Origin of the sequence: Leclercia sp. Colony189 (assembly GCF_009740165.1) — a bacterium.
In the GTDB taxonomy this organism is placed as follows: domain Bacteria; phylum Pseudomonadota; class Gammaproteobacteria; order Enterobacterales; family Enterobacteriaceae; genus Enterobacter.
The window spans coordinates 2,398,913-2,410,243 of the sequence record NZ_CP046557.1 but is presented as its reverse complement, the minus strand read 5'-3'; the positions used below and the strand labels follow the sequence as shown (position 1 = coordinate 2,410,243).

10 protein-coding genes are annotated in these 11,331 nt (G+C 57.0%); 6 read left to right on the top strand and 4 right to left on the bottom strand.

What is annotated here, in order from left to right; genetic code table 11:
• Window positions 1-2: 2 nt before the first annotated feature.
• On the bottom strand, window positions 3-1,349 hold the full coding sequence (locus GNG29_RS11460) for an SrfA family protein (protein ID WP_156654550.1): 1,347 nt from the start codon (window positions 1,347-1,349) through the stop codon (window positions 3-5).
• 281 nt (window positions 1,350-1,630) lie between these two features.
• Between GNG29_RS11460 and GNG29_RS11455 the strand changes: the two genes are divergently transcribed.
• Window positions 1,631-3,229, top strand: coding sequence for an ABC transporter substrate-binding protein (locus GNG29_RS11455; RefSeq protein ID WP_156654549.1), 1,599 nt, complete (start codon window positions 1,631-1,633; stop codon window positions 3,227-3,229).
• Between the two features lie 98 nt (window positions 3,230-3,327).
• Window positions 3,328-3,561 carry a YdcY family protein gene (locus GNG29_RS11450; protein WP_156238843.1) on the top strand — a complete coding sequence of 78 codons (234 nt, stop codon included), beginning with the start codon at window positions 3,328-3,330 and terminating at the stop codon, window positions 3,559-3,561.
• A 1-nt stretch (window position 3,562) separates the two neighbouring features.
• Here the strand turns inward: GNG29_RS11450 and GNG29_RS11445 are convergent, their stop codons facing one another.
• Together GNG29_RS11445 and GNG29_RS11440 are read right to left on the bottom strand one after the other, a co-directional pair.
• Entirely contained in the window at window positions 3,563-4,012 is a 450-nt protein-coding gene (locus GNG29_RS11445; RefSeq protein WP_103822045.1) for a DMT family transporter, read from the bottom strand.
• Window positions 4,009-4,527, bottom strand: a complete 519-nt coding sequence (locus GNG29_RS11440; RefSeq protein ID WP_156654548.1) for a GNAT family N-acetyltransferase — start codon at window positions 4,525-4,527, stop codon at window positions 4,009-4,011. Before GNG29_RS11440 ends, GNG29_RS11445 begins: the two co-directional genes overlap by 4 nt.
• 150 nt (window positions 4,528-4,677) lie before the next feature.
• Between GNG29_RS11440 and GNG29_RS11435 the strand changes: the two genes are divergently transcribed.
• The 4 genes from GNG29_RS11435 (at window position 4,678) to GNG29_RS11420 (ending at window position 9,003) form a co-directional block, all read left to right on the top strand.
• Complete coding sequence (locus tag GNG29_RS11435) at window positions 4,678-5,253, top strand: helix-turn-helix domain-containing protein (RefSeq protein ID WP_103822044.1); 576 nt, start codon at window positions 4,678-4,680, stop codon at window positions 5,251-5,253.
• A gap of 65 nt (window positions 5,254-5,318) precedes the next feature.
• Window positions 5,319-6,359, top strand: coding sequence for an NADP-dependent oxidoreductase (locus GNG29_RS11430; protein ID WP_103179693.1), 1,041 nt, complete (start codon window positions 5,319-5,321; stop codon window positions 6,357-6,359).
• A gap of 255 nt (window positions 6,360-6,614) precedes the next feature.
• Window positions 6,615-7,283, top strand: a complete 669-nt coding sequence (locus GNG29_RS11425; RefSeq protein ID WP_103179692.1) for a GntR family transcriptional regulator — start codon at window positions 6,615-6,617, stop codon at window positions 7,281-7,283.
• 181 nt (window positions 7,284-7,464) lie between these two features.
• Complete coding sequence (locus GNG29_RS11420) at window positions 7,465-9,003, top strand: methyl-accepting chemotaxis protein (protein WP_156654547.1); 1,539 nt, start codon at window positions 7,465-7,467, stop codon at window positions 9,001-9,003.
• Between the two features lie 32 nt (window positions 9,004-9,035).
• Here GNG29_RS11420 and pqqU read toward each other — a convergent pair whose 3' ends face one another.
• A complete protein-coding gene (pqqU, locus tag GNG29_RS11415) occupies window positions 9,036-11,150 on the bottom strand; it encodes a TonB-dependent receptor PqqU (protein ID WP_156654546.1) in 2,115 nt (704 codons plus the stop codon).
• Window positions 11,151-11,331 lie beyond the last annotated feature (181 nt).

Here is an 11,331-nt window from a genome sequence, read left to right as displayed (position 1 = left end):
GATCACGCACCTGCCTTCCTGAATGTCAATGGAACCACGGTCTTCGCGTCGTAGCGCGCGCTGCATTCCGCCACATCACTGGTGCCGGCCTTACAGGTAATTTCCGGCATCGGGTAGCGCGAGCCGTCAGCGCAGCGGGCATGGCCCCGGGTTTTGATCAGCAGCTCGCCGTTGCTGTGCAGCCCGGAGAAGACCTCCACGCGGCAGACCACGTTGTCGCCGTGCACCACGCGGGCAGTGCCTTTGTTGTTCTGGATTTGATAGCGCAGTGAAGGCGGCTTGCCGGTGATCGGATCGGTGACATCCAGCATGACCCGCCAGCTACCGTTGAGAAAACGGGTTGAACCTGCTTTCACCTGGCCCGCGTCCATGACCAGCGCATCTTTCGGGATGGCGGCAATCACCACCGGTTCCGCAGGGGCTGGCTCTTCGGCTTTAACGGCCACCACTTCAGCCTGATGCAGCGGCAGATTCAGTGGCAGAGGCTCAACCGCGGCAACGGGTTTGGGCTCAATCGCCACCGGGGCAGCAACAGCGGTTTTGACCGGCTCGGCGACAGGTGCCTGTTTCGGCCACAGCAGCGGGGCGGCAACGGCGGCCACCACCACGGCGGCAACCGGCAGCGGCCACAGCGGAACGCGACCTTTTTTCGCCTGCACCACCGGCGCGGCAGGCTCCGGTTTTGGCTCTGGCTCGCTGGCGCTCATTACCGGCGCGGGCTGCGCTTCGTAGAGGTCATTGGCGGTGATCTTCACCGTCGCCGGGGCGGCAACCAGCGGTTCATCGGCTTTTTCGAAAACGATGGCCGGGGCCGTTTCAGGCTCGGGGTCGGGCTCAGCCACCGGCGCGGGCATCGGGTCCGGCAGCAGCGAGGCGCGCAGGCAGTCGAGAATATCCTCCCGCGCGTTTTCATTGAGGTTCACAAAACCCCAGAAGGTGATCACCGGCTTGCCATCAACCAGGAAGAGGAAGTTTTCACCGGGGAACTGAAATGCTTTGGAAAGCAGGGAACCAAACAGCTGCTGGGCGGTTTTTGGCGACTGAAGCGATTTTTTGCTCAGGGATTCGACACTCGACAGGGTGCCTTCCAGCAGGCGCAGCGCCCGAAAACGCGCATCTTCATCGGCGGCTTTCCAGCTTTTAACGGCGCCCTCAACCGGTGAGTACCAGTCCACCCGGTCGCCCTCGTCATTGACCTGCGGAATGGCAAGGCAATCGACAATGGCTTGCTGTTTGCGCAGACGCAGCGCCTCACGGATTTGCAATGCTGATTCAAAAACGGCCTGTCCGCCGCCGCCAACGGCCTGAAAATCATCCAGATTGCCGCTGCGTAAAAGGGTTTTTGCCACGATTTGGTCCCATAGACTTTTTCACGCGTCTACTTTACGAAATCTGCCGGCAAACAAACGGCAGAAGAGACGGCAAAAGGGGCGATTTCTTGCAGCATTGCGGCGGTCGAAAGTGCTTGACGTTGAATGTACCTTAAGGCAAATCACCGTCTGGCTATTGGCGGGAAAATCAGCGGAAATAACTGCTTTAGAATAACCTGATAGTGTTTCGTTATTTGCCTGCGGACAGGTGCTGTGCTGTTATTATCGTTCTATATAATAAAACCAAACAGGTAATTATCATGTCTACAGGGAAAACTCTCCTTGCGCTGGCGTTAAGCGCATTACTGCCAGCGGGTGCCGCATGGGCGGCCAATAACGATACCATTATCTACTGCTCTGAAGCGTCACCGGAGTCGTTTAACCCGCAGATCGCCAGCTCCGGCCCGAGCTTCGTTGCCAGCTCACAGGTGCTCTATAACCGCCTGATTAACTTCGATCCGGTCAAAAATACCCCGGTGCCTTCACTGGCTGAATCCTGGACCATCTCGCCGGATGGCAAAACCTATACTTTTACCCTGCGCAAAGGGGTGAAGTTCAACAGCAACAAATTCTTTAAACCGACCCGCGATTTTAACGCCGATGACGTTATTTTCTCGGTAATGCGTCAGAAAGACCCTAACCATCCATACCACAACGTCTCTCAGGGCAACTACGAATACTTTAACGACGTCGGCCTGGATAAGCTGATCCAGGAGGTGAAGAAGATCGACGACAACCACGTGCAGTTTGTGCTGAGCGAACCGAACGCCGCCTTCCTCGCCGACTGGGGGATGGACTTCGCCTCGATCCTGTCGGCGGAATATGCCGACGCGATGCTGAAAAAAGGCACCCCGGAAAATGTCGATACCTGGCCGATCGGCACCGGACCGTACGTGCTCCAGCAGTATAAGGTTGACTCCCTTATCCGCTATGTCGCCAATCCGAACTACTGGGATGGCGCGGTGCCGACCAAACACCTGATCTTCTCCATCACCCCGAACGTCGAAACCCGCCTCGCCAAGCTGCAAACCAACGAGTGCCAGATTATTCCTGCCCCATCGCCGGTGCAGTTTGAGGTGATCAAGAAGAACAAAGACCTGCCCCTGCACAGCGTCGATGCGCTGAACGTCGGCTATCTGGCGTTTAACACCGAGAAAAAACCGTTTGATAACGTGCTGGTGCGCCAGGCCCTGAACTACGCTACCGACAAAAAGGCCATTATCAACGCGGTATTTATGGGCTCCGGCACGGTGGCAAAATCGCCGATCCCGCCGAATATGATGGGCTTTAATAAAGATGTGCAGGACTACAGCTACGATCCTGAAAAAGCGAAAGCGCTGCTGAAACAGGCGGGGCTGGAGCAGGGCGCGGAAGTGACCCTCTGGTCGATGCCGGTACAACGCCCTTACAACCCGAACTCGCGTCGCATTGCGGAGATGATCCAGAGCGACTGGGCGAAGGTGGGTGTTAAAGCGAAAATCGTCTCCTATGAGTGGGGCGAATACCTCTCCGGCATGCGTAAAGGCGAGCACGACAGCGCCCTGTTTGGCTGGATGTCGGATAACGGCGACCCGGATAACTTTGCCGACGTGCTGCTGGGGTGCGACAGCATCAAAACCGGCTCCAATGCTGCACGCTGGTGCGACAAGGGCTATGATGACCTGGTGCAGAAGGCGAAGCTCACCAGCGATCCCGCCGCGCGTGCGAAGCTCTACAACCAGGCGCAGGAGATCTTCTATCAGCAGGCACCGTGGATTGCGCTGGCCAACGGCAAAACCTTCTTTGCTACCCGCAGCAATATTAGCGGATACAGCGTGAGCCTGATGGGAAGTGATTTCTCGAAGGCGAAAGTAAACTGACAGAGCGCCGGGTGGCGGCTGCGCCTTACCCGGCCTGCTTATGGCACCCGTAGGCCCGGCAAGCGTAGCGCCGCCGGGCAAGCTGAGAAGGAGTGACAATGTCACATTTAGAGGATGTTACCGCCCGCGTTGACGCGACGATAGCCGAAAGCGTGATTGCACATATGAATGAACTGCTGATCGAGCTTAGCGAGGATAGCGAGTTAACCCGTGAAGATCGCTATACCCAGCAGCAGCGCCTGCGTAACGCCATCGCTCACCACGGTAAACAGTACAAAGAGGACCAGGAGGCCCGCCATGACAGCCTGACCAAAGGCGGGGTGATCCTCTGATTCAGAACTGGCGTCTGGCCACCAGCCAGGCGCCAACCACCAGCAGCACCGCGCCGCATACCGGGCCGATCAGGGCCTTGAGCGGCACCCCCTGGCTGCGCACCACATCCATCACCAGACCCCCGATTAACTGGCTGGCAACCAGCACGGCGATGGTCGTCGCAGCCCCGACATACTGATAGCCGCTGATGCTGGCGAAGACAAAAAATGAGCCCAGCAGGCCGGGAATTAAGGTCCACCAGCGCACGGTGTGAACCAGCTCGCTGAACCCGGCGACGCCGTTTTTAATCAGCAAAATCGAGACAAACAAGACGATCCCCACCAGCGAGTTGAGCAGCATGGCGATAAGAATAGTGCTTGAGGTCTGGGTGATGCGTACCATCAGGGTGTTCTGCACCACCAACCCAATGCCCGCCGCCACCAGAAATACCAGCGTCAGGGTCTGGTTCATCCGATGTTATCCGGTTCGCTGCGCTCATCGAGCTGAAGCTGCATAAAGGTCAGATCCAGCCAGCGGCCAAACTTAGTCCCCACCTGCGGCATCTGGCCAGTGGTGACAAAACCTAACGTCTCATGCAGATGAACAGAGGCATGATTCTGCGCTTCGATCCCGGCCACCATCACGTGCTTGCCGATGCGTCGGGCCTCAACAATCAGCTGTTCCATCAGCGCCCGCCCGATGCCTTTGCCCTGATGATCCGGATGCACATACACCGAATGCTCAACCGTATGACGGAACCCGTCAAAGGCGCGCCAGTCGCCGAAAGAGGCATATCCCGTGACCACGCCATCATGCTCGCTGACCAGCACCGGATAGCCCATCACCTGGCGCGCCTCGAACCAGGCGATGCGGTTATCGGTGTCCACGGTGGTGTCGTTCCAGATGGCGGCGGTATGCAGTACGGCGTGGTTATAGATCTCGCCGATAGCGGCGCAATCCTCTTTAGTGGCGTGACGAATAAGCATCTGAAACCTCGGGGTGTGTTGTTCACTATAGTGGTACGCAGTGTCACAATATTACACAAACAGTCGCTGAAAACGCTACGGCATAACACATATCTTTTCGTTATGAGAAATGCCGGTTGTAATCCATTACTTTGTCTATAGTATGGCGTGATGAATATTCTGTCAGACAATATGAATCAACGGATCAGCGCGCGCATTCGGCTTGAACGCGAGTCGCGCGGATGGTCCCTGAGCGAGCTTGCCGAGCGGGCGGGCGTGTCGCGGGCGATGATCCATAAAATCGAACGCGGCGACAGCAGCCCGACCGCCACCTTGCTGGCCCGTCTCTCTGGCGCGTTTGGCATTAGCATGTCGACCCTTATCGCCCGCGCCGAGATGCAGGAGGGCAAGCTGCTGCGCTTTGAAAGCCAGCCTGTCTGGCGCGACCCACAAACCCACTATCTGCGTCGACACGTCTCGCCGCGTACCGATCTGCCTATCGACCTGGTGCAGGTTGAATTGCCCGGCAACAGCGATGTACCGATGCCCGCCTCCTCTTATGCCCTTGCGCGCCAGCTTATCTGGCTTCAGTCGGGGGAGCTGGTGTTTCAGGAGGGGGATACCCGCCATGAAATGCGGGCCGGAGATTGTCTGGAATTAGGCCCGCCGAACGACTGCCGGTTTATTAACGAAAGCGGCGAGCCGTGCGTCTACCTTGTCGTCAGGCTTAACCAGTCCGGCTCATAATGTTAAAGCGGGCAGGGGAAGATGAGGCTAGGCTCTAAGGACGTTTCTATAAAAAGGAGTGAGGTATGAGTCAATCTTCAACGCAAAATCGTCAATGGGTTCTGGCTTCTCGTCCCCATGGTGCCCCCACCGCTGATAACTTTCGTTTAGAAACCACCGACATCCCTCAGCCCGCCGACGGCCAGCTTCTGCTGCGCACGATGTGGCTCTCTCTTGACCCTTATATGCGTGGCCGCATGAGCGATGCGCCATCTTATTCGCCGCCGGTAGAGATCGGTGCCGTAATGGTGGGCGGTACCGTCAGCCGCGTTGAGGCCTCGAACCATCCTGACTATCAGCCGGGTGAATGGGTGCTCGGCTACAGCGGCTGGCAGGAGTATGAACTCTCCGACGGCAACGGGCTGGTGAAACTGGGTGAGAACCCGGAGCACCCTTCATGGTCGTTAGGTATTCTGGGCATGCCAGGTTTTACCGCCTACATGGGACTGCTGGATATTGGCCAACCGAAAGCGGGTGAGACCCTGGTAGTGGCCGCGGCGACCGGCCCGGTAGGTTCCACCGTTGGGCAGATTGGCAAGCTGAAAGGTTGCCGGGTGGTAGGCGTTGCCGGTGGGGCGGAGAAGTGCCGTCACGCCACCGAGGTGCTGGGCTTCGACCAGTGCCTGGATCATCACGCGGATGACTTTGCCGAACAGCTTAAACAGGCGTGTCCGCAGGGGATTGATATTTACTACGAAAATGTCGGCGGTAAAGTGTTTGACGCGGTGCTGCCGCTGCTAAATACCGCCGCGCGCGTGCCGGTGTGCGGTCTGGTGAGCGGATATAACGCCACCGACCTGCCGCCAGGGCCGGATCGTCTCGGGTTGCTGATGGGCACCATCCTGAAAAAACGCATCCGCATGCAGGGGTTCATCATCAACCAGGATTACGGCCACCGCATCGAAGAGTTTCAGCAGCAGATGGGGCAGTGGGTCAAAGAGGGCAACATCCACTATCGCGAACAGGTGACGGATGGCCTGGAAAATGCGCCCGATGCGCTGATTGGCCTGCTGGAGGGGAAAAACTTCGGCAAAGTCGTGATACGTGTCGCGAACAATAACGAATAGTACCGGGTATGGCGGATTATTCCGCCATACTAAACTGTGCAAATTCCAAAATAACGTCTTTAATTATACAGGCATAGAATAAACGAAACGCGGTATACAAATCGGGGTCTATTATTTTTTCAATCACACAAAGTTATGATTGAAGGTTATCTTTTGACGTAAATCAGGCATGCGATACAGGATATATCAAATACTCAGCGGTCCTTATTTAACCGTCTGTGAAATATAGTTAAGTGTGGGTAACAGGAATAGAACATGCTGGATTTGGATAATTTAGAAAAAGCTCAACGAATGAGTCTGACGATGCAGGTTGAGGTGAGTCTGAAAAGCGCGCTGATTGCCGGCGCGTTAAAGCCAGGCGCACGGCTCGTCACCAAAGATATTGCGGATAAACTCGGTACCAGTATTACTCCTGTTCGTGAAGCGCTGCTGCGGTTGGTCTCCGCGGGCGCGCTGCACGCGACCCCGGCGCAGGCTTTTCTGGTGCCGGAAGTCAGTTTAGAGCGTTATAGCGAAGTCAATGCCATCCGTAAGGAGCTGGAATGCATGGCTGTCGCGGCGGCATGCAATCAAATGTCCGACGAGAAGTTAGAGACGCTGCGCGATCTTTCAGAAAAATTTCACGAGGCGATGAGCAATGGTGAGGTGGAGCGGGCGCTTCACACCAACCGTGCTTTTCGTTTTACGCTCTATCATTATGCCGATATGCCCACGCTGATGTCGCTTATCGAACAGCTTTGGGTGCGCATAGGGCCTTGCTTCAACTGTCTGTACAATCCAGACATTGTGCTGCCGAGCCGCTCCTATCGTTATGATGAACTGCTTGATGCCCTTGCGAAGGGCGATCAGGAGGCCAGCCGTGCGGCGATTGATAAAGTGATCGACGAAGCGAATGAGATATTAATCAGGCAGTTTGTGAACTAACCGCGCCATAAATAAACGAAGCGGTAATTTCACTAAATATGACCTGTTCTTTTTTCCGGCAGACGTGCTGCTGCCGGAAAGTTTATTTATTAGCCTACTGATAAGACCAGCTTAACTATGAAATAACCCTGACCTCTGCCGATAACCTTAAAAGGCACATTCGCCTTTTAAGGAGCCAGGAATGAGTGTCAGTCAACGATTACGTAATATAAAAATGAGCAGAAAGCTCGCGGCGGGTTTTGGTCTGGTACTGCTGCTGGTTGCAGTATCGACCCTGCTCAGCGTGATGCGCTTTAAAGAAATTCGCGACGTTTACCAGCAAACCAACCTGATCTACAACATTAATATCGAAGTCTTCCAGGCCAAGATCAACCGCCTTAAATTCCTCTATACCGGTGATGAAAAATCTGGCCAGCTGATGGCGAATTATGTCAAACACGCCGTGGAACTGACCGAAGAGGCCCGTGAGCTGGAGTGGACGGCAAAAGAGAAGGCCATCGTTGACGCCATTGCCGGGCACCTGGCCCGTTTTGGCAGCAGCGTGACGGAAATGCAGAGCGCGATGATAGCCTGGAACGCCAACAAAAACGACCCGGCGGCCACCGCGGCGCTGAAAGCTGCGGAAGACAAAGTCAAAACCGCTGGCGACGACAGCAGCGCTTCAATCCGCGAGATCATTGCCCTGGTCAAGACCCATAACGATTCGCTGGCCTACAGCTCAAGTACCATCACCGCTATTATTGGCGTGGCGGCGATCCTCTTCGGCATTCTGGTCTCCTGGTGGGTGACCCGCCAGATCACCCGTCCGGTAAAACAGAACCTGCAATTGGCTGAGCGTATCGCCAGCGGCGATCTCAGCTCCGATATCCACCCGCAAGGAGAAGACGAACTGGGCAAACTGACCGGAGCGATGGGGCGGATGAACGATAAACTGCGCTTGATGATTGGCGAGGTGCGCAGCAGCGTGGCGCAGGTGTCGCTAGCCGCCAGCGAAATTGCCGAAGGAAATACCGATCTCTCCTCGCGCACCGAGCAGCAGGCTGCGGCAGTCGTGCAGACCGCCGCCAGCATGGAGGAGCTCACCGCCACGGTGAAGAACAACGCCGATAACGCCCGTCATGCCAGCCAGCTGGCGGCAGAGGCCTCGCAGACTGCGACCCAGGGCGGACGGGTGATGCGCGACGTGGTCAGCACCATGAGCGATATCAACACCAGCTCGCAAAAAATCGCCGATATCACCGCGGTGATCAACAGCATCGCCTTCCAGACCAATATTCTGGCCCTCAACGCAGCCGTGGAAGCGGCGCGGGCGGGAGAACAGGGGCGGGGCTTTGCAGTGGTGGCCAGCGAAGTACGCAGCCTCTCCCAGCGCAGCTCTCAGGCGGCGAAGGATATCGAGCAGCTGATCAGCGAGTCGGTCTCCCGCATCTCTACCGGCAGCGAGCTGGTGGCGAAAGCCGGGCAGACCATGGAGCAGGTGGTGGATTCCGTCACCCGCGTAAATAACATCATGGGCGAGATCTCTTCGGCTTCGGAAGAGCAGAGCCGTGGTATTGAGCAGATCTCCCGGGCGGTGATGGAGCTGGATACCACTACCCAGCAGAACGCCTCGCTGGTAGGCGCCTCGTCGACGGCGGCAGGAGCGCTGGAAGATCAGGCCCGTCTGCTGGAGTCGCTGGTGGCGGCGTTCCGTCTGGAACAGCGCGCACAGATGGCGTAAAAAAAACCGGCAGCCTCGGCTGCCGGTTTTTTTCACTCGAAGCGATACGAGACGGAAAGGCCCACCCCGTAGTTACGCCCCGGTGCCGGTTCGTAGTAACGCCCGTTGGATTCGTTCACAATCACCGAGCCGACATACTCTTTGTCGAACAGGTTATCCACGCGACCAAAGAGGTCCATGCCCCAGTTGCCCATATTCAGCTTATAGCCGGTGTTCAGACCCACAACGGTATAAGAGGGCGCTTTGGCGGTGTTTTCGTCATCGGCTTCGATGTCGCTCATATAGCGTACATCCGATCCCGCATACCACCCCTCGACCGGCTGCCAGCCAAAGGAGGCATAGCCCATATTGCGGGCAATGCCCGGCATCCGGTTGCCGTTACAGTCGCCATCGCCACAGACGTTGGTGCGGTAGGTGGCATCCAGATAGGTCCACGCCATTTTCAGCTTCCAGTTTTCAGCAAACTGCTGATCCAGAGAGAGCTCCACCCCCTGACGGCGGGTTTTACCGGCGTTCTTGTAGCTGGTGCGGCCGCCCGCGCTGGCGTCAACGACGATCTCATCGTCGGTATCGGTACGGAAGAGCGCCGCGGTGAACAGGCCATTGCCGATCCGCGTTTTGCTCCCCACTTCATAGGTATTGTTGGTCGACGGCTTGAGGCCAAAGTTCAGGCCGCTCTGGTTATCGGAACGGTAGGAGAGCTCGTTGATGGTCGGGGTCTCAAACCCGCGGCCTGCGGCGGCATAGAGGTTCCAGGCGTCGGTCACGCGGTACTTCAGCGCCCCGGCCGGAAGCCATTTGTGGTAGCTGGCCTCGCCGCTGTCGTCGCCATTAGCGCCCTGCACATAGTGGTCGTTGGAATCGAACCAGACGGAGCTGTAGCGCACGCCCGCATCGAGAGAGAGCTTTTGCGTCAGCTGCCAGTTAGTTTGCAGATAAGGGTCAACGTTCCACATCAGGTTACGTTCATCGCGGCGTTTCGCCCCTTTGACGCCGTAGTCCGGCACCCCGTTGTTCATCACGAAGTTTTCATACCCGCGACGATCTTCGCTCAGGTTTTCGTAGTTCAGGCCGGTGGTAAAGGTCATCGGCACCAGCAGCTCCCCGCGGTGGGTCCAGCGGGTATCGATGCCCTGGTAGTGACGCTGCATGTCGATCACGCCGCCAGCGTGAGTAGGGCGCAGCTGTGGCTGGTACGGGATCGACTGGTACTGGGTCATCTCACGTTCACCGGCGTAGGCCATCACGCTGAGGTCGTCCTGCGCGGTGAGCTGGCGCTCATAGCGCAGGCCGGCCTGGGTCTGCTTGATGGTTTTGCGGGTGTTGTACTGATCGCCGCGCGGCGACTGGCGCGGGTTGTCCCGCCACTCCTGATAGTCCAGCCCGCCGGGATCGTTGGCTTTCATATCCACGCTGTTGAAAATCAGGCTCAGCTTGCTGGCGTCGTCGATGCGCACGCCGAGCTTGGCGTTGGCGAGATTTTTACGCGCCCCGCTGTGGTCGCGATAGCCATGGGTGGTGAAGCGAGTGGTGGAGACGGTGTAATCCACATCCCCCGGCTGGGTGCCGTCGCCCATCGCGCCGGTGGCCTTCAGCCCGTAGCGCCAGCTGCCGTAGCTGCCGTAATAGCTGCTGGCCTCGACGGTGTTCGGCTCACGCCCGGTTTCGGTGGTCATGTTAACCACCCCGCCGGAGGCGTTGCCATAGAGGGCGGAAAACGGCCCGCGCAACACTTCTACGCTCTCAATGCTGTTGAGATCGATATTCGAGGTTTGCCCCTGACCATCCGGCATCGTCGCCGGGATACCGTCCACATAGAGGCGAATGCCGCGCACCCCGAAGGTGGAGCGGGCGCCAAAACCACGGGTTGAAAGCTGCAGATCCTGGGCGTAGTTCTGTCGGTTCTGGATCTGTAATCCCGGCACGCTGCCGAGGGATTCAGAGAGGTTAATCCGCGGGGTCGCATGACGTATATCCTCGCCGTTAACCACGCTGACCGCGGCGGGGGTATCTAACTCAGAGAGCGATTGTGGGGACGCGCTGACGATCATGGTCTGTTCGTCGGCCGCCATCGCCGCGACAGGGGTTAAAACAGCAGGAACCAACAGCAGGGGGAGCGTTGCCCTGCGGGCAGAAAAGATTTTCATGAATTAAAAAACCGCTTAAAAGAGAGACGAACCAAATGGAACATGTGCGGGTATGGTAAATCTTTTGTAAATATTTTGAAAACCAAAACCGCACATAGCGTTAACCCAAGTGTAGGTTAAATCAGCGAATAAGCTTGATGCGATCAAGAATTACTCCACATTGAGATAAATAATGATTACT